Source organism: Rhizobium sp. L43 (genome assembly GCF_002531725.1).
Taxonomy (GTDB): domain Bacteria; phylum Pseudomonadota; class Alphaproteobacteria; order Rhizobiales; family Rhizobiaceae; genus Rhizobium.
The window spans coordinates 398,437-419,335 of sequence record NZ_NWSQ01000002.1; the positions used below are offsets into that span (position 1 = coordinate 398,437).

20 protein-coding genes and 1 tRNA gene are annotated in these 20,899 nt (G+C 62.0%); 9 read left to right on the top strand and 12 right to left on the bottom strand.

The window, feature by feature from the left end:
* The first annotated feature begins 360 nt into the window (after positions 1-360).
* Complete coding sequence (gene pnp / locus CO667_RS04535; RefSeq protein ID WP_097617249.1) at positions 361-2,499, top strand: polyribonucleotide nucleotidyltransferase; 2,139 nt, start codon at positions 361-363, stop codon at positions 2,497-2,499.
* Positions 2,500-2,575: 76 nt separating this feature from the next.
* Complete coding sequence (locus tag CO667_RS04540; protein ID WP_097617250.1) at positions 2,576-3,592, top strand: class I SAM-dependent methyltransferase; 1,017 nt, start codon at positions 2,576-2,578, stop codon at positions 3,590-3,592.
* Positions 3,593-3,692: 100 nt separating this feature from the next.
* Here CO667_RS04540 and fabI read toward each other — a convergent pair whose 3' ends face one another.
* The 3 genes from fabI to fabA are packed head-to-tail and all read right to left on the bottom strand — an operon-like array spanning position 3,693 to position 6,296.
* Positions 3,693-4,499: an enoyl-ACP reductase FabI gene (gene fabI / locus CO667_RS04545; protein ID WP_097617251.1), complete on the bottom strand. Its 807-nt coding sequence runs from the start codon at positions 4,497-4,499 to the stop codon at positions 3,693-3,695.
* 4 nt (positions 4,500-4,503) lie between these two features.
* Positions 4,504-5,736 carry a beta-ketoacyl-ACP synthase I gene (fabB, locus tag CO667_RS04550; protein ID WP_097617252.1) on the bottom strand — a complete coding sequence of 411 codons (1,233 nt, stop codon included), beginning with the start codon at positions 5,734-5,736 and terminating at the stop codon, positions 4,504-4,506.
* A gap of 44 nt (positions 5,737-5,780) precedes the next feature.
* Positions 5,781-6,296 carry a 3-hydroxyacyl-[acyl-carrier-protein] dehydratase FabA gene (fabA, locus tag CO667_RS04555; protein ID WP_097617253.1) on the bottom strand — a complete coding sequence of 172 codons (516 nt, stop codon included), beginning with the start codon at positions 6,294-6,296 and terminating at the stop codon, positions 5,781-5,783.
* Between the two features lie 301 nt (positions 6,297-6,597).
* Here fabA and irrA point away from each other — a divergent pair, with 301 nt between their 5' ends.
* Positions 6,598-7,017, top strand: coding sequence for an iron response transcriptional regulator IrrA (gene irrA / locus CO667_RS04560; RefSeq protein WP_097617318.1), 420 nt, complete (start codon positions 6,598-6,600; stop codon positions 7,015-7,017).
* Between the two features lie 24 nt (positions 7,018-7,041).
* Here irrA and CO667_RS04565 read toward each other — a convergent pair whose 3' ends face one another.
* A complete protein-coding gene (locus tag CO667_RS04565) occupies positions 7,042-7,677 on the bottom strand; it encodes a trimeric intracellular cation channel family protein (protein ID WP_097617254.1) in 636 nt (211 codons plus the stop codon).
* A 172-nt stretch (positions 7,678-7,849) separates the two neighbouring features.
* On the opposite strand from CO667_RS04565, the gene CO667_RS04570 reads away from it, so the two are divergent.
* Entirely contained in the window at positions 7,850-8,323 is a 474-nt protein-coding gene (locus CO667_RS04570) for a hypothetical protein (RefSeq protein ID WP_097617255.1), read from the top strand.
* A 61-nt stretch (positions 8,324-8,384) separates the two neighbouring features.
* Here CO667_RS04570 and CO667_RS04575 read toward each other — a convergent pair whose 3' ends face one another.
* A complete protein-coding gene (locus CO667_RS04575) occupies positions 8,385-9,173 on the bottom strand; it encodes a YdcF family protein (protein ID WP_097617256.1) in 789 nt (262 codons plus the stop codon).
* Between the two features lie 68 nt (positions 9,174-9,241).
* Positions 9,242-9,964, bottom strand: coding sequence for a YoaK family protein (locus CO667_RS04580; protein ID WP_097617257.1), 723 nt, complete (start codon positions 9,962-9,964; stop codon positions 9,242-9,244).
* Between the two features lie 235 nt (positions 9,965-10,199).
* Here CO667_RS04580 and CO667_RS04585 point away from each other — a divergent pair, with 235 nt between their 5' ends.
* Entirely contained in the window at positions 10,200-10,436 is a 237-nt protein-coding gene (locus CO667_RS04585) for a DUF2798 domain-containing protein (protein ID WP_097617258.1), read from the top strand.
* Positions 10,437-10,501: 65 nt separating this feature from the next.
* On the opposite strand, the gene CO667_RS04590 is transcribed toward CO667_RS04585, so the two are convergent.
* The 3 genes from CO667_RS04590 to CO667_RS04600 form a co-directional block, all read right to left on the bottom strand.
* Positions 10,502-10,801 carry a GIY-YIG nuclease family protein gene (locus CO667_RS04590; protein WP_097617259.1) on the bottom strand — a complete coding sequence of 100 codons (300 nt, stop codon included), beginning with the start codon at positions 10,799-10,801 and terminating at the stop codon, positions 10,502-10,504.
* Between the two features lie 101 nt (positions 10,802-10,902).
* A tRNA-Ala gene (locus CO667_RS04595) sits at positions 10,903-10,978 on the bottom strand.
* 150 nt (positions 10,979-11,128) lie between these two features.
* Positions 11,129-11,512: a TIGR02300 family protein gene (locus CO667_RS04600; protein ID WP_003589408.1), complete on the bottom strand. Its 384-nt coding sequence runs from the start codon at positions 11,510-11,512 to the stop codon at positions 11,129-11,131.
* A gap of 337 nt (positions 11,513-11,849) precedes the next feature.
* Here CO667_RS04600 and cmk point away from each other — a divergent pair, with 337 nt between their 5' ends.
* Entirely contained in the window at positions 11,850-12,497 is a 648-nt protein-coding gene (gene cmk / locus CO667_RS04605) for a (d)CMP kinase (protein WP_097617319.1), read from the top strand.
* A 176-nt stretch (positions 12,498-12,673) separates the two neighbouring features.
* Entirely contained in the window at positions 12,674-14,377 is a 1,704-nt protein-coding gene (rpsA, locus tag CO667_RS04610) for a 30S ribosomal protein S1 (protein WP_003571265.1), read from the top strand.
* A 77-nt stretch (positions 14,378-14,454) separates the two neighbouring features.
* On the opposite strand, the gene CO667_RS04615 is transcribed toward rpsA, so the two are convergent.
* The 3 genes from CO667_RS04615 to CO667_RS04625 form a co-directional block, all read right to left on the bottom strand.
* The gene (locus CO667_RS04615) at positions 14,455-16,008 is read right to left on the bottom strand and encodes a hypothetical protein (RefSeq protein WP_097617260.1); all 1,554 of its coding nucleotides are present in this window, start codon (positions 16,006-16,008) and stop codon (positions 14,455-14,457) included.
* A gap of 216 nt (positions 16,009-16,224) precedes the next feature.
* On the bottom strand, positions 16,225-16,851 hold the full coding sequence (locus CO667_RS04620; protein WP_097617261.1) for a ribonuclease D: 627 nt from the start codon (positions 16,849-16,851) through the stop codon (positions 16,225-16,227).
* A 185-nt stretch (positions 16,852-17,036) separates the two neighbouring features.
* A complete protein-coding gene (locus tag CO667_RS04625; RefSeq protein ID WP_097617262.1) occupies positions 17,037-17,846 on the bottom strand; it encodes a MerR family transcriptional regulator in 810 nt (269 codons plus the stop codon).
* 164 nt (positions 17,847-18,010) lie between these two features.
* Between CO667_RS04625 and CO667_RS04630 the strand changes: the two genes are divergently transcribed.
* Complete coding sequence (locus CO667_RS04630; protein ID WP_097617263.1) at positions 18,011-19,291, top strand: 4-aminobutyrate--2-oxoglutarate transaminase; 1,281 nt, start codon at positions 18,011-18,013, stop codon at positions 19,289-19,291.
* A gap of 65 nt (positions 19,292-19,356) precedes the next feature.
* Positions 19,357-20,838 (top strand): NAD-dependent succinate-semialdehyde dehydrogenase, encoded by a 1,482-nt coding sequence (locus CO667_RS04635; protein WP_097617264.1) that lies wholly within the window; start codon positions 19,357-19,359, stop codon positions 20,836-20,838.
* The last annotated feature ends 61 nt before the right edge of the window (positions 20,839-20,899 follow it).

The window sequence follows — 20,899 nt, forward strand, 5'->3', positions numbered from 1 at the left end:
CGTTTTTCCAAGCGCCCGCCGGATCCTGTTTCGGGACACGGTTCCCGATGAAATGTTCCAGCCGCGCCCTATTTTCCAAGCGGTGGAAAGATCGGCGGACCCGGATGGGCCGGTTCTGCCAAACCAACCGTTGACCTGTCATGGGGCAGGATTGCCGGATGCTTTCGGCCAAGGCTTCTCAAGGCTTTGGCCCGGTTTCTCAGAAAACTGATGTTTTCGGGAAACTGAGGTCTCCACTGGGGACCTGGAATGAAAAGCCTCCCGTTGTCTTGCCCGTGATACGTCACATTGCCTGCGGTCGACTGTGCGCTGCGCCTTGATATCGGCGATGGCGCGTGCTCCCGCACTGAAGGACAAGTCATGTTTGATACACACACAGTCGAAATCGAGTGGGCCGGCCGCCCGCTGAAGCTCGAAACCGGCAAGATCGCCCGTCAGGCCGACGGCGCGGTTCTGGCCACCTACGGTGAAACCGTCGTTCTCGCCACCGTCGTCTCGGCCAAGGCGCCGAAGCCCGGCCAGGACTTCTTCCCGCTCACCGTCAACTACCAGGAAAAGACCTACGCAGCCGGCAAGATCCCCGGCGGCTATTTCAAGCGCGAAGGCCGCCCGAGCGAGAACGAGACCCTCGTTTCCCGCCTGATCGACCGCCCGATCCGCCCGCTCTTCCCGGAAGGCTACAAGAACGACACGCAGGTCGTCGTTACCGTCATCCAGCACGACCTTGAAAACAACCCCGATATCCTGTCGATGGTTGCCACCTCGGCGGCACTGACGCTCTCCGGCGTTCCCTTCATGGGCCCGGTCGGCGGTGCGCGCGTCGGCTACATCAACGGCGAATATGTTCTCAACCCGCATCTCGACGAGATGGAGGAATCGAGCCTCGACCTCGTCGTCGCCGGCACCTACGACGCCGTGCTGATGGTTGAATCCGAAGCCAAGGAACTCAACGAAGAGATCATGCTCGGCGCCGTGATGTTCGGCCACAAGGGCTTCCAGCCGGTTCTCGACGCGATCATCAAGCTCGCCGAAGTAGCCGCCAAGGAACCGCGCGACTTCCAGCCGGAAGACTATTCCGCTCTCGAAAACGAGATGCTCGGCCTTGCCGAGGGTGAGCTTCGGCAAGCCTACAAGATCACCCAGAAGGCCGACCGCTACGCCGCCGTCGACGCCGTCAAGGCGAAGGTGAAGGCACACTTCCTCCCCGAGGAAGGCGAAGCCAAGTACACCGCCGAGGAAGTCGGCGCGATCTTCAAGCATTTGCAGGCGAAAATCGTCCGCTGGAACATCCTCGACACCAAGAGCCGCATCGACGGCCGCGACCTCGAAACCGTTCGTCCGATCGTTTCGGAAGTCGGCCTTCTGCCGCGCACCCATGGTTCGGCGCTGTTTACCCGCGGTGAAACGCAGGCGATCGTGGTTGCCACGCTCGGCACCGGCGAAGACGAGCAATATGTCGACAGCCTGACGGGCATGTACAAGGAGCGCTTCCTGCTCCATTACAACTTCCCTCCCTACTCGGTTGGCGAAACCGGCCGCATGGGCTCCCCGGGCCGCCGCGAAATCGGCCACGGTAAGCTCGCATGGCGGGCGATCCGCCCGATGCTGCCGACGCCTGAGCAGTTCCCCTACACGCTGCGCGTCGTCTCCGAGATCACCGAGTCGAACGGTTCGTCCTCGATGGCGACCGTCTGCGGCACCTCGCTCGCTCTGATGGACGCCGGCGTTCCGCTGGCCAAGCCGGTTGCCGGTATCGCCATGGGTCTGATCCTGGAAGGCGATCGCTTCGCCGTCCTCTCCGACATTCTCGGTGACGAAGACCACCTCGGCGACATGGACTTCAAGGTCGCCGGTACCGCCGACGGCATCACCTCGCTGCAGATGGACATCAAGATCGCCGGCATCACCGAAGAGATCATGAAGGTCGCTCTCGGCCAGGCCCAGGGCGGTCGCGCCCACATTCTCGGCGAAATGGCCAAGGCCATCACCGAAAGCCGCGGCCAGCTCGGCGAATTCGCTCCGCGCATCGAAGTCATGAACATCCCGGTCGACAAGATCCGTGAAGTCATCGGCTCCGGCGGCAAGGTCATTCGCGAAATCGTCGAAAAGACCGGCGCGAAGATCAACATCGAGGACGACGGCACCGTCAAGATCGCCTCCTCCTCCGGCAAGGAGATCGAAGCGGCCCGCAAGTGGATCCACTCGATCGTTGCCGAGCCCGAGATCGGCCAGATCTACGAAGGCACTGTTGTCAAGACCGCCGACTTCGGCGCCTTCGTCAACTTCTTCGGCGCCCGCGACGGTCTCGTCCACATCTCGCAGCTTGCTTCCGAGCGTGTTGCCAAGACCCAGGACGTCGTCAAGGAAGGCGACAAGGTCTGGGTCAAGCTGCTCGGCTTCGATGAACGCGGCAAGGTTCGCCTGTCGATGAAGGTCGTCGACCAGGCCACCGGCCAGGAAATTGCGAACGAGAAGAAGAAGGAAGAAGCGGCCGAATAAGCCGCGTCTCCCAAATTTCATTCCGGGCGCGGGAATCTTCCGCGCCCTTTTTGTATCCGAAGACGAGACGAGATCCATGAGCCGCGAAACGCTGAAGACCCTGTTCCATCCCTTTGCCAGCGGCACAGTCCAGGCGCCCGGCGAGGGCGAGCGCGTGCTCTTCCTCGGCGCCGAGGCAGGCTTTGCGCTGCCGGAGGGTTTTGCCGCCTCGCTCAGTGCCGTCCAGGGCTTCCGGCCGCTCTACCGGCAGCTGCTGGCGCAGCGGATCGAAGCAAAGCCCGAGATCGACGGCGAGGACTACGATGCCGCCCTGGTGCTGTGCACCAAGCACAAGGGCGAGAACGAGGCCAATCTCGCCGCGGCAATCGCTCGCACGGAGGTCGGCGGCCTGATCGTCGTTGCCGGCGCCAAGGAAGATGGCATCCAACCGCTGCGCAAGCGCCTGGAAGGTTTCGGTCTGGCGATCGACCACATGCCGAAATATCACGGCGTCGCCTTCTGGTTCGGCCGCCCGGCCGATGCCGATGAGATCATCTCCAAGCTGGCAAAAGCGCCGGTGCGCGTCGACGGCCGTTTCAATGCCACCGCCGGCATGTTCTCGCATGATCGGATCGATGCCGGATCGGAACTGCTCGCCTCGCGCCTGCCGCAGGATTTTGCCGGCGATGTTGCGGACTTCGGCGCCGGATGGGGTTATCTCTCCGTCGAGCTGGCGCAGAAATCGCGTGGACTGACCCGCCTCGACCTCTACGAGGCCGATCACGCGGCTTTGGAGGCCGCCAGAGACAATCTGGCGGAAAATTGCCCGAACGCGCCTGCGCGCTTCTTCTGGCACGATCTGGCGGGCGAGCCGGTCAAGGACAAGTACGATCTTGTCATCATGAACCCGCCCTTCCATGAAGGGCACGCAGCCGAGCCGGCGCTCGGCCAGGCGATGATCAAGACCGCCGCATCCGCCCTGCGCGGCGGCGGCCGGCTGATGCTGGTTGCCAATCGCGGCCTGCCCTACGAGCCGGTTCTGGCGGCGAATTTCCGGGAAAGCGGCGAAACTTGCCGCAACGCCCGCTTCAAGGTTCTCTGGGCGAAGAAATAAGCTCTACGCGGCTTCGACCGATCCGGTCATTCTATCGATAGAACAAAAAGGCCGTGCGCAGCATCTGCGCACGGCCTTTGTTTTCAAGTCGGAGCAGCATTTACTCTACGTCCGCCCTGCGCAGCGTTTCCAGTGTCGGCATCGAGGTGACGTTGAAGCCGGCGTCGACGAAATGGATTTCGCCGGTGACACCGGCGGAGAGATCGGAGAGCAGGTAGAGCGCCGAGCTGCCGACCTGATCGATGGTCACGGTCTTGCGCAGCGGCGCATTGCGCTGGTTCCAGGAGAGGATCGCGCGCGCATCCGAGATGCCGGCGCCGGCGAGCGTGCGGATCGGGCCGGCCGAGATGGCGTTGACGCGGATGCCGCGCGGGCCGTAGTCGGCGGCGAGATAGCGCACCGAAGCCTCGAGCGCTGCCTTGGCGACGCCCATGACGTTGTAGTTCGGGATGACGCGGGTCGAACCGTTATAGGTCAAGGTCAGCATCGCACCGCCGTCTTCCATCAGCGGAGCGCAGCGCTTGGCGATCTCGGTGAAGGAGAAACAGGAAATGACCATGGTGCGGCTGAAATTCTCCCGCGTCGTATCGGCGTAGAGACCCTTCAGCTCGTTCTTGTCGGAAAAACCGATGGCGTGGACGATGAAATCGAGCTTGCCCCAACGCTCGCTGAGCGCGTCGACCAGGGCATCGACCGAGGCGACATCTTCGACATCGCAGGGCAGCACGAAATCCGAGTTGACCTCGGCAGCCAGCGGCTTGACGCGCTTGCCGAGCGCGTCGCCCTGATAGGTGAAGGCGAGTTCCGCACCCTGCGCGGCGAGCGCTTTTGAAATCCCCCAGGCGATCGAATGGTTGTTGGCGACGCCCATGATGAGGCCGCGCTTACCCTGCATGATTCCCGTCATTTTGTTATCCGTTATAACGCTGGAAGACCAGCGTGGCGTTGGTGCCGCCGAAGCCGAAGGAGTTGGAGAGGGCAATGTCGATCTTCGCATCGTCGATACGCTTGCGCACGATCGGCACGCCTTCGAATTCCGGATCGAGCTCGGCGATATGGGCGCTTTCGCCGATGAAGCCGTGCTGCATCATCAGCAGGGAATAGATCGATTCCTGCACGCCGGCCGCACCCAGCGAATGGCCGGTCAGCGATTTGGTCGACTGGATATGGGGGATTTTGGAGCCGAATACCTCGCGGATGGCGCCGATTTCCTTGCTGTCGCCGACCGGCGTCGACGTGCCGTGGGTATTGACGTAGTCGACGTCGCCTTTGACGGTGGCAAGCGCCTGGCGCATGCAGCGAATGGCGCCCTCGCCGGAGGGGGCGACCATGTCGTAACCGTCAGAGGTTGCGCCGTAGCCGACGATTTCGGCGTAGATCTTGGCGCCGCGGGCCTTGGCGTGCTCCAGTTCCTCGAGCACCAGCACCCCGGCACCGCCGGCGATGACGAAACCGTCGCGGTTGACGTCATAGGCGCGCGAGGCGGTATCGGGCGTATCGTTGTACTTGGAGGACATGGCGCCCATGGCGTCGAAGAGGTTGGACATCGTCCAGTCGAGATCCTCGTGGCCCCCGGCAAACATCACGTCCTGCTTGCCCCACTGGATCATCTCGGCGGCGTTGCCGATGCAATGCGCCGAGGTCGAGCAGGCCGACGAGATCGAATAGTTGACGCCGTGGATCTTGAACCAGGTGGCGAGTGTGGCCGATGCGGTCGAGGACATCGCCTTCGGCACGGCGAAGGGGCCGATGCGCTTCGGGCTGTTGTTCTTGACGGTGATCTCGGCCGCCTCGATCAGGGTGCGGGTCGACGGACCGCCGGAGCCCATGATGATGCCGGCGCGCTCATTCTGAGCGTAGTCCTTCTCTTCCAGGCCGGAATCGGAAAGTGCCTGCTTCATGGCCACATGGTTCCAGGCGCCGCCCTGCGACAGGAAGCGCATGGCGCGACGATCGACCAGTTCGGCCAGTTCCGCCGCGCCGAGCTTGGGGCTGCCCCAAACCTGGCACTTGAAGCCGTGCTCGGCGAAATCGCTGGAGAAGGAAATACCCGACTTTGCCTGCCGCAAGGATTCGGTGACTTCGGCGGCGTCGTTCCCGATCGAGGACACGACACCCAGACCCGTGACAACTACCCGTCTCATCTGATCAAACCTTTTTTGTTTCGTGAACCGCTTGAGATGCGGTTTCAGGTCGTCTTGTCTTTAGAGAGACCGACGCGAAGGTCGGCCGCCTGGTATATGGTCTCGCCGTCCGCCTTCAGCCAGCCGTCGGCCGTGCCGAGGACCAGACGGCCGCGCATGACACGCTTGAAGTCGATGCCATATTCGATCAGCTTCGTATGCGGCTTGACCATGCCCTTGAATTTCACTTCGCCGGTTGAAAGCGCCATGCCGCGGCCTTCTTCGCCGAGCCAGCCGAGGAAGAACCCGGTCAGCTGCCACATGCCGTCGAGGCCGAGGCAGCCCGGCATGATCGGATTGCCTTCGAAATGGCAGGGGAAATACCAGTCGTCGGGACGCACGTCGTATTCGGCCCTGAGATAACCCTTGTCGAAGGTCCCGCCCGTTTCGGAAATGTCGGTGATGCGGTGAACCATCAGCATGGGCGGCAGCGGAAGCTGCGCATTGCCGGGGCCGAACAACTCGCCATGGGCGCAGGCGATGAGTTCGTCGTACGAGAAGCTGGACTGTCTGGTCGTCATAAAGTTTCTTTTTCCCCCCGCGTGAAGCCGATGGATGTGAACGTGTAGTCCAAGTTCTTCAGAAAATGAAGCACGAGCAAGGCAGCTCCATTCATCGCCCCGGACCAGGCTTACGTCATTATTTGGTGGTCGAATACAGGAAGGCCAGGGCCGCGACCAGACCTATTTGCGCGAAAAGCCCGTTTTTGCCGCGTTTATCAGGCTCTTGTCCCCATTGAACTATTGAAAGGCTCCGGTGCAAAAGTTATACCGCTTGAAGAAACATGATTGCTTTATGCAGGAATAACCGGAGTTGGTCTTGATGACGGGTGCACTCCCGATCGCAATAGAGGTAAGGCTGCGCGGTGCAGGCCTGCGCCCCACCCGCCAGCGTGTCGCGCTCGGCGACCTCCTGTTTGCCAAGGGCGACCGGCATTTGACCGTCGAGGAACTGCATGAGGAGGCGGTTGCCGCCGGCGTGCCGGTTTCACTGGCAACCGTCTACAACACGCTGCACCAGTTTACCGAAGCCGGCCTCATCCGCGTTCTCGCCGTCGAGAGCGCCAGGACCTATTTCGACACCAATGTTTCCGACCATCACCATTTCTTCATCGAAGGTGAGAACGAGGTGCTCGACATTCCCGTCAGTAACCTGACGATCGGCAATCTGCCGGAGCCGCCCGACGGCATGGAGATCGCCCATGTCGACGTGGTGATCCGCCTGCGGGCAAAGCAGGGCTGACGCCACCGAGGACCACCCAGGTCTTCACATGACATCGTCGGGATGCCGGCCGGGCTTGTGCCTGTAAGTCGGGAAGGTCCAGCCGAACCACAGGGCGCCGCCGCGCACGGCAAAGGCTGCGACGACACCGCAGGCAGACGCCAGATAGAGCGGCATCCCCAGCGCATTGGCAAGCGTGAAGACGCCGGCGCCGATGAGGGCTGCGGTCACGTAGATTTCCGGCCGCAACAACACCGAAGGCTCGTTTGCCATCAGATCGCGCAATATGCCGCCGAAGGTCGCCGTCAGCGTGCCGGTGACGATCGCGATCGTCGGCGAGCCGGTGGCGGCGAGGCCCTTGGCCGCGCCGATCACGCAATAGGCGGCAAGGCCGATCGCATCCAGCCAGATCAGCAGGCGATAGCGCGATTCCAGCAGGTGGGCGGTGAAGAAGACGATGACACCCATGATGCAGCAGACGAGGATATAGGCGGGGTTCAACACCCAGAAGACCGGCACGCGGCCGAGCACGATATCGCGCACGGTGCCGCCGCCCGTTCCCGTCACCATGGCGAAAAACAGAAAACCGATCAGATCCAGCTGCTTGCGCGAGGCGGCAAGCGCGCCTGTCGCGGCAAACAGCGCAATGCCGACATAATCGAGATAGACGAGCAAGGACATGCGGCCCCCGGAACCGGCAAACAATGTCCGGACAGAAACACGGCGGCAAGGGCGGCGCAAGGCGGCGCGGCCATAAAGCTGAAGTCTTTGTTTAATGCATGTCGTTGTCCCAAAAGCGCTGCATACTTTTGGGCGACATGCATTGGGCGCCCTTATCCAAAAGAGGAAAGCCGTGAAAACGCTGCTGCTCGCCGTTCTGAATATCGTCCTGCTGCTTGTCATGTCGGTTGCCGCCTTCGGCCAGCAATCGCTGATTTCAGATCCGGAGATCTACGAGAAGAAACATTTCCAGGAGCAGTGCAAGACGGCCGAATTCGCCGACGGCTTCATCACCCGCCAGGACATCAACAATGACGGCCTGATCGATGCGGTGGTCAACGAGGGCCAGCTGACCTGCGACGGACAGAAGGGGCCGCAATGCAATGACGACGGCTGCACCTATAATTTCTATCTGCAGGTCGCCGAAGGCGGTTATTTCATGATCGCGACGGCGCAGATCTATGGCTACGACTTCGTCCAGCGCTTCGGCAATATGGTGCTGGCAATGAAGATGCATCCGCGTTTTTGCGACCGCACCGAAGGTGATCCCTGCATCGTCACGGCCCGCGTGCGCGGCACGAAATTCGTCACCATCTCGAAGAAATAACTCACCACGTATCCCGAGAGATTTCCGTGGATTCAAAGTGATAGAGCGCCTTTGCGCGTCTCTATTGCGGGTAAAGCTCCGAGGTGCGGCCGGCGAGATAGTAGCCGACCAGGCCGTACCATTCGCGGATCGCGGTCGCCATGTTCTGCGCATTGAGGTTCGGCTGGGTGAAATCGAACCCCGGCCTCACCTCGCCGTCGGTGCGATAATCGGTCGGCCACGGCACGATATCGATGCCGAGCTTGCGGAAGATGCCGACGGATCGCGGCATATGGAAACCCGAGGTGATCAGCAGGCAATGGGAGAGCCCCTGGCTTGCCAGGAATTCCTTGGTGTTGACGGCGTTTTCGAAGGTGGTGCGCGATTGCCTTTCCTCGATCAGGCGATCCTTGCCGACGCCGAAAAGCGGGAAGAAGCGCTCGGATGCCGCCGCATCGCCTTCATAGATGCCCGAGATGGAACCGTCGCCACCCGACACCAGAATGCGTGACTGCGGAAATTTCTGCGCGAGCCGCAGGGCTTCGACGAAGCGGTCGACCGCGGCGTTGAATTCTATGCCGTGACGCGCCGTATTCACCTCGTTTTCGAAGGCGCCGCCGAGCACGATCATGCATTGCAGGTTCTGCGGATCGGCGGCGGGCTTTGCGAAGCGCTGCTCGAGCTCCTGCATCAGCAGGTTGCCGGCCGTGGTGTAGAGCGTGACGAAGAGGATGAGGGCCGAACCCGCGGCGCCGAGGATACTTAAGGTCCGCCAGCGCAAAAGGCCGGCAAGCAGGGCAAGGAAGACGAGGAAAAATGCCAGCGACAGCGGCTGAGCAAAAATCCAGACAAGCTTCGAAATGACGAACAAGACCTACTCCTCGAGGATGGGCGGCGATCCTTCCTATCCGATTCGACGGTAACAGGAATGCGACGGTTCTATCTCGAGCGCTGGGCGGCCGATCGGTGCGGCGCGAGCTTCTGGTTGAAACGCCGCTGCAGCGGCCGGGGAATGAACATGGCGGCAAGCGCCAGCGCCATGGCGAAGAGGGAGACCAGCCACAGCGCAGATGCCCCGGTCAGTCGCGTCAGCACGGCGCCGGCGATGGCGCCGAGCACCATGCCGCCCCAGGGCACGATCTGGATCGTCCATTCGAGATGGCGGTCGCCGATGATCCAGCGGCCAATGCCGCGGCCGAAGCGCGACAGCGCACCTGTGACATAAGTCAGCCCGATCGGCAGGCCTTCAATATGTTCGACGGCGGCGTTTACCATGCCCATGGAGAAGACGATCATGGAGAACCGGACGAGCATCATACTCTCCACCGTCATCATCGAGGCGAGTGCCAGGACCAGGCCGACGCAGCCGAGCACCACGAAGATACGACGTTGCGAGATATGGGCGATGACGATGCCTGCCGCATTGCCGAGCACGAAGATGATGATGGCGGAGATCAGCACCGCCGCGTGATAAAGATTGCCCTCGCTCAAGGCGAGTGCGGCCCGCGTCGTATTCCCCGTCATGAAGGAAACGAAATCGCCGGTCAGCAACAGGCCGGTCGCATCGGTCATACCGGCAAGAAACGAGATCGAGCCGACCAGGGCAACCCCGGTCACGGTTCGCCGGGTGCGGATGAGATGGCGGCGTCTTGCTCTGGTCATGGGCTGATGGTCCTGAAGCCGAATCGCTGGGATTGCGGCAACAAGGATAATTCCTTTCGTTGAGGAATTGGCAAAGACGATCGGAAGGGATGGGCGGACTTGAACGGCAAGGCATTTTCGGCCATAGAGATGGCGTTGCTTCAGATCGAAGCTCCGTAAGCGTTTACGTCAATCAACGCGCAACACGCCGATCGGCGCTGCGCAATTGTCTGATCGGCATCTTACGGAGATCAAAATGCCCAAAGGCAAACTCCCCAAACGCTACAATACCATCGTCATGCCGCTCATCCTGTCGCTGCTGATGACATCTATCGTCTCGGCGATCAGCATCCTGAGAGCACAAGGCCTGACCGCGCCTGCCCTTGCGATGTGGCCGTCGGCATGGGCGCTCTCCTGGGCGATCGCCTTTCCCGTCCTGTTGTTGGTGCTGCCGGTGGTGAAGCGGGTCACGGCTGTTATCGTCGAGATGTGAGGAGCGCGAGGCGCCAAGCCGGCTGTGGGGGCGGCCTGCCGGAGTTGAGGTGTGGTGGTTAGAGCTTAGCCAAAATCAGAATCGGTCTTCCCATTGGCCGGGCGACCGGGATCCAGATTCGGCTGGACCAATCTCTTGCTGGCAAAAGCCCTGCCGGAATGTGATTTCAGGTATTTTTCGAATTCAAGGGCTTTGCGCTTGTCGGGAAAGGCGCAATACCAGAGCAAATTCCATGGTGCGAATTTGGCGGTGTGGGTGGATTTTCCGACATTGTGAGCCGCAAGGCGCTGTTTCAGATCCGCGGTAGACCCGGTATATTCCTGATCGGGAAAATCGATGCTGCGGAGAATATAGACATACCACATCAGCGCTTCAGCCCGTCGTCGCCCTTCGGGCTATGCCGGGCACTGCTTCGGCCTAACGGTTTCCCGCGGCTGCGCCACGCGAAGCCCGTAAGGGCGAAGCGTGGTGGAGCTAAGCGGGATCGAACCGCTGACCTCTTGCATGCCATGCAAGCGCTCTCCCAGCTGAGCTATAGCCCCATCAAGGTGGTCCGGTCTGGCCGGCCCTGGGATGTTCCTCAAGGCGTGTGCCCTTCGGAGTGGCGGCTTATTACTTCCGGTTTTCGGAGATAGCAAGCCTAAAAAATCCGGCCCGGAGAATTTTTTCCTCACCGGGCCGAAATGCAGTCGTCAGACTTCGTCTTCGTCGCCGGTCACGCCGATGATATCGCTCATGTCGTCGTCGTCATCGTCTTCGTCGGGTGTAAGGAAGGTATCGTCGTCGTCATCGCCTTCGATTTCGACATCGTCGTCGCCGATATCGGGGATGTCGTCGCCAGAGGCCGCGTCATCGGCATCTTCAAGCGAAACCAGTTCGACTTCGGTGTTTTCGGTATCGACTTCCGCGACCTCGTCTTCCTCGGCAACGTCGGCGATCGCCGAGGTTTCTTCGAAGAAGGACAGAGGGTAGGACTTGCCGGTATAAGGAGAGACGATCGGATCCCGGTTCAGATCATAAAACTTCTTGCCGGTTTCCGGATCGGTACGCTTGGTTCCAAGTTCCGCTTTCGCCACTATAAGCCTCGTGTGAATAGCCGAATATGAGATTCGGCAGATGCCGTTCAAGCCGGCGTTCCATCGGAATTTATAAGCCGGTCCCCTTAATCGCTGTGGCTTCCCATGTCAAAGCCAAACTTTGTCATCAGAGCGCCGGGTTTTTCCGGCAGCGGCGGATGACCACCCGGCGCGGATATGCTAACGAGCCGCAGCGGCCGCAGAAGCGGGCAAACATTGCCGTCGGAAAGGACGTCCTTGCGAAGGAAATGCTAGGCCTTTACAAGGGATTACACCACGCACGGCTGCGCCTGAGGCCTGCCGCCGCCCGCAAGTCCCCTGCCGCAGGATGGATGACATGACAACCAAGACCTTCACCATCGCCATCGACGGCCCGGCGGCGGCGGGCAAGGGTACGCTTTCGCGCCGGATCGCCGAGCGATATGGCTTTCATCATCTCGATACTGGCCTGACCTATCGCGCCACCGCCAAGGCGCTGCTCGATGCCGGCCTGTCGCTCGACGACGAGGCAGTGGCGGAAAAGATCGCCCGGGAGGTTGAACTCGCCGGACTGGATCGCGATATACTTTCGCAACACGAGATCGGCGAAGCGGCCTCGAAGATCGCCGTCATGCCGGCGGTGCGCCGGGCGCTGGTGGAAGCGCAGCGGCGGTTTTCGGGCAAGGCGCCGGGAACGGTGCTCGACGGGCGCGATATCGGCACCGTCGTCTGCCCGGATGCGCCGGTCAAATTCTATGTGACGGCGTCGCCTGAGGTGCGCGCCAGACGCCGTTTCGACGAGATCCTCGGCAAGGGGGCGACGGCGGATTTCGATGCGATTTTCGAGGACGTCAAGCGGCGCGACGAACGCGACATGGGACGAGCCGACAGCCCTTTGAAACCAGCTGATGATGCGCACTTGCTTGATACGTCGGAAATGAGTATAGAGGCCGCGTTTCAAGCTGCACAATCGATCATCGATGCGGTCTTGAGCCGAAATGCCTAAATTCAAGCGATTTTGCATGCTCTGAGCATGGATCGCTTCTTATACAGCAGCCTGAAATTCCGTCCAAGCGCCGGATTGCCTTCGTCAGAGAGGGCGGACTGGGTTCAGGCCCGTTCAACGCAAACCAACCGGCGCATACGTGTCCGCTTCCGTATTCAGGACACGCAGGAGATTTTATGTCAGTAGCTACTCCCTCCCGCGAGGATTTCGCGGCTCTTCTCGAAGAGTCCTTTGCCAAGAACGACCTGGCCGAAGGCTATGTCACCAAGGGCATCGTGACGGGCATCGAGAAGGACGTCGCCGTTGTCGACGTCGGCCTCAAGGTTGAAGGCCGCATCGCGCTCAAGGAATTCGGCGCGCGCGCCAAGGACGGCCAGCTCAAGGTTGGCGACGAAGTCGAAGTTTACGTCGAGCGTATTGAAAACGCGCTCGGTGAAGCCGTTCTGTCGCGCGAGAAGGCTCGCCGCGAAGAAAGCTGGGTCAAGCTCGAAGCCAAGTTCGAAGCTGGCGAGCGCGTCGAAGGCGTTATCTTCAACCAGGTCAAGGGTGGCTTCACTGTTGATCTCGACGGTGCGATCGCCTTCCTGCCGCGTTCTCAGGTCGATATCCGTCCGATCCGCGACGTCACGCCCCTCATGCACAACCCGCAGCCCTTCGAAATCCTCAAGATGGACAAGCGCCGCGGCAACATCGTGGTGTCTCGCCGTACGGTTCTGGAAGAGTCCCGTGCCGAGCAGCGTTCTGAAATCGTTCAGAACCTCGAAGAAGGCCAGGTTGTCGACGGCGTCGTCAAGAACATCACCGATTACGGTGCGTTCGTCGACCTCGGCGGCATCGACGGCCTGCTGCACGTCACCGACATGGCATGGCGCCGTGTGAACCATCCGTCGGAAATCCTGAACATCGGCCAGCAGGTCAAGGTTCAGATCATCCGCATCAACCAGGAAACTCACCGTATCTCGCTCGGCATGAAGCAGCTCGAGAGCGATCCGTGGGATGGCATCCAGGCCAAGTATCCGGAAGGCAAGAAGATCTCCGGTACCGTCACCAACATCACCGACTACGGTGCATTCGTCGAGCTGGAGCCCGGCATCGAAGGCCTGATCCACATCTCGGAAATGTCCTGGACCAAGAAGAACGTTCACCCCGGCAAGATCCTGTCCACGAGCCAGGAAGTCGAAGTCGTCGTTCTCGAAGTCGATCCGTCCAAGCGCCGCATCTCGCTCGGCCTCAAGCAGACGCTGGAAAATCCGTGGGCAGCATTCGCCCGCAGCCATCCGGCCGGCACTGAAGTCGAAGGCGAAGTCAAGAACAAGACCGAATTCGGCCTGTTCATCGGCCTCGACGGCGATGTCGACGGCATGGTGCACCTCTCCGACCTCGACTGGAACCGTCCGGGCGAACAGGTCATCGAGGAGTTCAACAAGGGTGACGTCGTCAAGGCCGTCGTTCTCGACGTCGATGTCGAGAAGGAACGCATCTCGCTCGGCATCAAGCAGCTCGGCAAGGATGCAGTCGGCGATGCTGCTGCTTCGGGCGACCTGCGCAAGAATGCAGTCGTTTCCTGCGAAGTGATCGCGGTCAACGACGGCGGCGTCGAAGTGAAGCTCGTCAACCACGAGGACATCACCTCCTTCATCCGCCGTGCCGACCTCGCCCGCGACCGCGACGAGCAGCGTCCTGAGCGCTTCTCGGTCGGTCAGGTGTTCGACGCCCGCGTCACCAACTTCTCCAAGAAGGACCGCAAGATCATGCTGTCCATCAAGGCTCTGGAGATTGCGGAAGAGAAGGAAGCCGTTGCCCAGTTCGGTTCGTCCGACTCGGGTGCTTCGCTCGGCGACATCCTGGGCGCAGCGCTGAAGAACCGCGGCGGCGAATAAGCCTCGCATCCGCCTATGAATTGAAGAACCCGCCGGATCGCTCCGGCGGTTTCTTCATTTTCAGGCGATCTACAGTGCTATTCCCACCCGACCATCCGCTGATACAGCGCATAGACAGGATCGGCAGCCGCGCCCGGCTGATGCGGCGTCGGCTCGGCATCGATCATCCTCGGCGTCCGGCGTTCGGGTGCCGCATTGGCTGCCTCGGCACCGGGCGTCGTATCCTCGCCGCCGGACTGGGCCTGCTGCTCGTCTTCCTGGTGCTCGTCGTGGGCCGCGCCGCCATGATGATGCTGGTGGCTCGTTTCGCCTGCCGTCTCGTTCGGCGGCGTATCCTTGGCGAACTGATAGGGCAGCTGGGTATAGGCAAGGCCGTCCGGCATGCGTGCCGCGAGCGGCACATAGGCAGCCTCGACCGTCTCTTGCATCGGCATTATTTGCGGCTCTGCGGCAATCTCCTTCGGTTGCCGGGCAGCCGGAGCTGCGATCTCGCCGTCCATCGGCGACAGGCGGGGCGCTGCCGACTGGCGAGCATCCGGCACGACGACTTCCGCCGGCTGCCGGGTCAAGGTCTCGGTCGCGTCGCTGATGACGGCTTCATCGAGGATCGTATCGATCTCCACTGCCGCTTCGACTGCGACATCCTCCAGCACGGTTTCGATGTCCTGCTCGCGGATGATGGTGGCGATCATCTCGGAGGCCTCTTCGGTCATCGAGGCGACAATGCCTGTCCAGTTCCTCGGAATGACAGGATCGCCCTTTTCCGACATCGCCCGCGGCTGGACGGCAGGCGGCTCCGCCGTCTCCCCGATGTCGTCGGCTGCGGCTGTCTCCGTCGACAGAGCCTGCCTCGCCTCGATCTCCTGCGGCGCGGATTTTTCCGAAATGACCTCTCTTGCCGTTACCGAAGCGGACTGAGGCCGATTTTCAAGCTGTGGCGTGGGATCGCCAGTTTCCGCGGCTTCTGTGATGACCGCGTCCTCGGCGGTCGCAAGCTCTGCAGCCTCGACCGGCGGATCGGCCGGCACGGGTGGTGCCTTTTCTGCCGATGGGCGCATGACGGCAGGCAGGCTGTCCTCATGCAGCTGAATCTCGGGGCGGGCTTCGGCGCGCATCGGCGAAGCGTCGTTCTGGCCATAGGAGCGCACGACGGCGCGGGCGGCGAGATCGCGATCCTTGTAGCGGACGATTTCCAGATAGGCGACGATCCGGGCGGCTTGCGGGCCTGTCGGGTTCTTCAGGGCTTCGGCGATTATCCTGAGCGGCAGGCTATGGCCTTCTCCGGTGAGCTGGCGCTCGACCTCGTCGATCCTGGCGGCCGGCAGCCCGCGGATGGCGTCGGCGAGCCGGGACGCAAAAGCAAGATTGGTCTCGTCCTCGCCGCGATCCAGCGAGATCGAGCGGCCTGCCGCGTCGATGACATCGAACAGGGCCTCGACCATGCGCTCGCGTGCAGCCAGGAGCAGAATATTGAGCTTGCCGGCAATGGCGGAGTTCAGATCGGTGGCTTCGACGGCGTTGACGGGCGCAGGCGCGATCACCGAACGGCCGAGACCGCCGGCAACGATCGCCGCGGTCTGGCCTTGGGACGAAAAGCTTGCATTGGACGCTGCACGAACAGGATTCAACATGGCATGCTCCTTTCGCAAAGGACTGTGAAAGCAGGCTCCACAAAAGGACCGCGCTCATCCGGCCCCTTGCATTCCAGCAGATCCTCCTGTCCGCATGACGCAATTCCCGCGTCATCGAATGCATAAAAATTAACGGGAATTTTAGAAAAGATGCGTTAATGAATCGCTAACGCCCACGGGCAACCCTGCCCCCGCTGCTCTCAGCAGGCAATTTAATCAGCTATGGGCGAAAATATCGGCCTCTTCCCAGCCGAGCAGGTCGAGCTTGGCGCGGGTCGGCAGGAATGCGAAACAGGCCGTCGCATGGTCGAACCGGCCGTCGCGGATCAGGCGCGCCGTCAGCTTGTCGCGCAAGGCATGGAGGTAAAGCACATCGGAGGCGGCATATTCGAGCTGGGCCGGAGACAGCGTCTCGGCGGCCCAGTCTGAGGACTGCTGCGCCTTGGAGATATCGACGTCGAGCATCTCCTTGAGATTGTCCTTGAGACCGTGGCGATCGGTATAGGTCCGGCAAAGGCGCGAGGCGATCTTGGTGCAGAAGACCGGGGTGGTGGTGACGCCGAAAGTATGGAAGAGCACGGCAATATCGAAGCGGCCGTAGTGAAAGATCTTCTGATGGGTCGGATCTTCGAGCAGCGCGACCAGATTGGGGGCCTCTTTCTGGGCGGCTGCAATGCGGATGACGTCGGCGGTGCCGTCACCCGGTGAAAGCTGGACGACGCAGAGACGGTCCCGCCGCGGCACCAGCCCGAGGGTTTCGGTGTCGATGGCAATCGCGCCGGTGTAACGGGCGGCATCGGCCGCGGAAATATCGCCTTCGTGGTAACGTATGGTGGCGGCCATGAGACTGTCTTTCCTTCGGATATTTTCCACTCGCGCTATAGCGCAAAGGCGCAAAAAGCGAAACCGCTTTCCTCTCGCTAGAGCGCCGTGCGTCCTCTCGGACGCACAAAGGACGCTCTACCTCTTTTAATCTCCGCATCGTGCTTTCCGAAAATCGATTCCGATTTTCGGGCCGATGCGGTGGCTCAGAAGGTCGGTGGCGTGTTGATCCAGAGAAGCACGGTTTCGCCGTCGTGGCGGTTGCGCCAGGAATGATAGCGGCGGCTTTCGAAATACAGTGAATCGCCCGGGCCGAGATCGAAGAACTGATCGCTGTCGAGCACCAGTTCGAGCCGGCCGGAGAGAACATGCATGAATTCCTCGCCCTCGTGGCGATAGGCGCCCTCGCTGGCGGCGCCCGGCGCCAGCACGAAACGATGGCAATCCATCATCCTGCGGCCTTCGGCGAGAAGCTGCACCGTGACACCCGGCGTCGTTTCCGGCCAGGTGCGCCATTCGCCGGTGCGGATCATTGCCGGCACCTCGCCGCTTTCCTCGCCGGAGAGGCGGGAGACGGTGGTGCCGTAATATTCGGCAAGGTCGTGCAGCGTCTTGAAGCTGACGCCCTGCGAGGTACGCTCCAGCGTCGAGAGCGTCGAAGCGGTGATGCCGATATCGCCGGCCACCTGATCAAGCGTCTTGCCGCTCGCATGGCGCAGGCTGCGCAGCTTGCGGCCGAGGCCGGTGCCCTGGCCTGCCTCGGCGCCATCGGCCGAAGGCTCCTCGCTCTCCAACGCCTCGCGGATAGCCGCGGGATTGAGACCGCGCTCGACCCGATACCAGGAGATGCGCTTCAACCGCGCCACATCATCGGCGCTGTATTGCCGATGACCGGTTTGCGAACGGCCGGGATCGAGCAGACCCTGGCTTTCCCAGAGCCGCAGCGTCGAGGCCGAAACGCCCGCCAGCCGTGCAGCCTCGGCCACCTTGTAGCGTACCGGCCCGTTCTCGTTCATCCCATATCCCCGATTCCAATCGCCCGCGAGCATTCATCAAAATGCGTGATGTTTGAAGCAAAAATGCCGCTTGTTTTCTTGCAGGAAAAATGTAGGAGTTTTCTACATGTCTTGCAGAACTTATGCAAGATAGTTCTCAAGCTTTTCAAAACAGGAGCGCATCGATGACCGCGACCAGCCTTACGGACCGGAAGAACGCAGCTATTTCCCGCGGCGTCGGCATGACGACCCAGATCTATGCGGATCGCGCAGAAAATGCCGAGATCTGGGATAAGGAAGGCCGCCGCTACATCGATTTCGCCGCCGGCATCGCCGTTCTCAACACCGGCCACCGCCATCCCCGGGTGATCGCGGCCGTCAAGGAGCAGCTCGATCACTTCACCCATACCTGCCATCAGGTGGTGCCCTATGAAAATTACGTGCATCTTGCCGAACGGCTGAACGCGCTGGTCCCCGGCGACTTCGAGAAGAAGACGATCTTCGTCACCACGGGCGCCGAAGCGGTCGAGAACGCCGTCAAGATCGCGCGGGCGGCAACCGGCCGCTCGGCCGTCATCGCCTTCGGCGGCGGTTTTCACGGCCGCACCTTCATGGGCATGGCGCTGACCGGTAAGGTCGTGCCCTACAAGGTCGGTTTCGGCGCGATGCCCGGCGATGTGTTCCACATTCCCTTCCCGGTCGAGCTGCACGGCGTCACCGCCGACCAGTCGCTCCAGGCGCTGAAGAAACTCTTCGCCGCCGATGTCGATCCGCAGCGGGTCGCGGCCATCATCATCGAGCCGGTGCAGGGCGAAGGCGGCTTTTATCCGGCACCCGCCGCCTTCATGAAAGCGCTGCGCGAACTCTGCGACCAGCACGGCATCCTGCTGATCGCCGATGAGGTGCAGACCGGTTTTGCCCGCACCGGCAAGATGTTCGCGATGGATCACCACGAGGTGGCGGCCGACCTGACGACGATGGCAAAGAGCCTTGCCGGCGGCTTTCCGCTGGCCGCCGTCACCGGCCGCGCCGAAATCATGGATGCGCCGGGACCGGGCGGGCTCGGCGGCACCTATGGCGGCAATCCGATCGGGATCGCTGCCGCTCATGCCGTGCTCGACGTCATTGCGGACGAGGACCTCTGCAACCGCGCCAACCAGCTCGGCGGGCGGCTGAAGCAGCGGCTGGAATCGCTGCGCGAGACGGTGCCGGAGATCGTCGACATCCGCGGGCCGGGCTTCATGAACGCCGTCGAATTCAACGACCGGACGAGCGGATTGCCGAGTGCCGAATTCGCCAACCGGGTGCGGCTGATCGCGCTCGACAAGGGCCTGATCCTGCTCACCTGCGGCGTCCACGGCAACGTCATCCGCTTCCTGGCACCGATCACCATCCAGGACGAGGTCCTCGGCGAGGCGCTCGACATTCTGGAAGCCTCGATGCTGGAGGCGAGCGCCGGCAAGTGATCGCACCGGAACCGCATTCAATAGCTGCCGGCAACCGGCAGTCTCATTCCCAATGAGGACATGACATGACTTTCACCACCGCCCTGACCAGACACGTTCCTTTCTCTTCTCCCCTGCTGCGCGACGCCGGCTATATCAACGGCGTCTGGACCTCAGGCGATGCCGAAAAGACCTTCGACGTGCTCAACCCGGCAACCGGCGAGCTGCTTGGCTCCCTGCCCGATATGGGCGCTGGCGAGACGCGGGCGGCGATCGATGCGGCCCATGCCGCCCAGCCGGCCTGGGCCGCCCGGCCGGCCAAGGAGCGCAGCGTCACCTTACGCAAATGGTTCGACCTGATGGTCGCCAATGCCGACGAGCTCGCCGCGATCCTGACCGCCGAAATGGGCAAGCCGTTCCCGGAAGCGCGCGGCGAAATCCTTTATGCCGCCGCCTATATCGAATGGTATGCGGAAGAGGCCAAGCGCATTTACGGCGAGACGATCCCGGCGCCATCCCAGGACAAGCGCATGATCGTTATCAAGCAGCCGGTCGGCGTCGTCGGCACGATCACGCCGTGGAATTTCCCGGCGGCGATGATCGCCCGCAAGGTCGCGCCGGCGCTTGCCGTCGGCTGCACCGTCGTGTCCAAACCCGCCGAACAGACGCCGCTGACGGCGATCGCCCTTGCCGTGCTCGCCGAACAGGCCGGTATTCCCCCGGGCGTCTTCAACGTCATCGTCGGCACCGACGGCCCGGCGATCGGCCGCGAGCTCTGCGGCAATGAAAAGGTCCGCAAGATCAGCTTCACCGGCTCGACGGAGGTCGGCCGCATCCTGATGCGGCAATGCGCCGACCAGATCAAGAAGGTGAGCCTGGAGCTCGGCGGCAACGCGCCGTTCATCGTCTTCGACGATGCCGATCTCGACGCCGCCGTCGAAGGCGCGATCGCCTCCAAATACCGCAATGCCGGCCAGACCTGCGTCTGCGCCAACCGCCTCTACGTCCAGTCGAACGTCTATGACGCCTTCGCCGCCAAGCTTGCCGCCAAGGTCGCTGCGATGTCGGTCGGCGACGGCTTCAAGGCGGGTGTCGAGATCGGGCCGCTGATCGACGAGCAGGGCCTTGCCAAGGTGGAAGACCATGTCAGCGACGCGCTTGCCAAGGGCGCCAAGGTGCTGACCGGCGGCAAGCGCATCGACGGCGCCGGCACCTTCTTCACCCCGACGGTGCTCACCGGCGTCGTGCGCGGCATGAAGGTGGCGCGCGAGGAGACCTTCGGGCCGGTGGCGCCGCTCTTCCGCTTCGAAACGGTCGAGGATGTCGTCGCCCAGGCCAACGACACCGAATTCGGCCTCGCCGCCTATTTCTATGCCGGCGACCTGAAGAAGGTCTGGCGGGTGGCGGAGGCGCTTGAGTACGGCATGATCGGCATCAACACCGGTCTGATGTCGTCCGAGACGGCGCCATTCGGCGGCATCAAGCAATCCGGCCTCGGCCGCGAGGGCTCGCGCCACGGCGCCGACGACTATCTGGAAATGAAATATCTCTGCATCGGCGGCGTCTGATCCGCCATCCGTCATCCACCATGCACCGGGCACCGGGCACCGGGCACGCGGCATTCAGCCG

What these genes read in the sequence shown, in the direction of transcription:
- pnp (WP_097617249.1), top strand. Translation starts at nt 361, where the DNA reads ATGTTTGATACACACACAGTCGAAATCGAGTGGGCCGGCCGCCCGCTG.
- CO667_RS04540 (WP_097617250.1), top strand. Translation starts at nt 2,576, where the DNA reads ATGAGCCGCGAAACGCTGAAGACCCTGTTCCATCCCTTTGCCAGCGGC.
- fabI (WP_097617251.1), bottom strand. Translation starts at nt 4,499, where the DNA reads ATGACGGGAATCATGCAGGGTAAGCGCGGCCTCATCATGGGCGTCGCC.
- fabB (WP_097617252.1), bottom strand. Translation starts at nt 5,736, where the DNA reads ATGAGACGGGTAGTTGTCACGGGTCTGGGTGTCGTGTCCTCGATCGGG.
- fabA (WP_097617253.1), bottom strand. Translation starts at nt 6,296, where the DNA reads ATGACGACCAGACAGTCCAGCTTCTCGTACGACGAACTCATCGCCTGC.
- irrA (WP_097617318.1), top strand. Translation starts at nt 6,598, where the DNA reads ATGACGGGTGCACTCCCGATCGCAATAGAGGTAAGGCTGCGCGGTGCA.
- CO667_RS04565 (WP_097617254.1), bottom strand. Translation starts at nt 7,677, where the DNA reads ATGTCCTTGCTCGTCTATCTCGATTATGTCGGCATTGCGCTGTTTGCC.
- CO667_RS04580 (WP_097617257.1), bottom strand. Translation starts at nt 9,964, where the DNA reads ATGACCAGAGCAAGACGCCGCCATCTCATCCGCACCCGGCGAACCGTG.
- CO667_RS04585 (WP_097617258.1), top strand. Translation starts at nt 10,200, where the DNA reads ATGCCCAAAGGCAAACTCCCCAAACGCTACAATACCATCGTCATGCCG.
- CO667_RS04590 (WP_097617259.1), bottom strand. Translation starts at nt 10,801, where the DNA reads ATGTGGTATGTCTATATTCTCCGCAGCATCGATTTTCCCGATCAGGAA.
- cmk (WP_097617319.1), top strand. Translation starts at nt 11,850, where the DNA reads ATGACAACCAAGACCTTCACCATCGCCATCGACGGCCCGGCGGCGGCG.
- rpsA (WP_003571265.1), top strand. Translation starts at nt 12,674, where the DNA reads ATGTCAGTAGCTACTCCCTCCCGCGAGGATTTCGCGGCTCTTCTCGAA.
- CO667_RS04615 (WP_097617260.1), bottom strand. Translation starts at nt 16,008, where the DNA reads ATGTTGAATCCTGTTCGTGCAGCGTCCAATGCAAGCTTTTCGTCCCAA.
- CO667_RS04620 (WP_097617261.1), bottom strand. Translation starts at nt 16,851, where the DNA reads ATGGCCGCCACCATACGTTACCACGAAGGCGATATTTCCGCGGCCGAT.
- CO667_RS04625 (WP_097617262.1), bottom strand. Translation starts at nt 17,846, where the DNA reads ATGAACGAGAACGGGCCGGTACGCTACAAGGTGGCCGAGGCTGCACGG.
- CO667_RS04630 (WP_097617263.1), top strand. Translation starts at nt 18,011, where the DNA reads ATGACCGCGACCAGCCTTACGGACCGGAAGAACGCAGCTATTTCCCGC.
- CO667_RS04635 (WP_097617264.1), top strand. Translation starts at nt 19,357, where the DNA reads ATGACTTTCACCACCGCCCTGACCAGACACGTTCCTTTCTCTTCTCCC.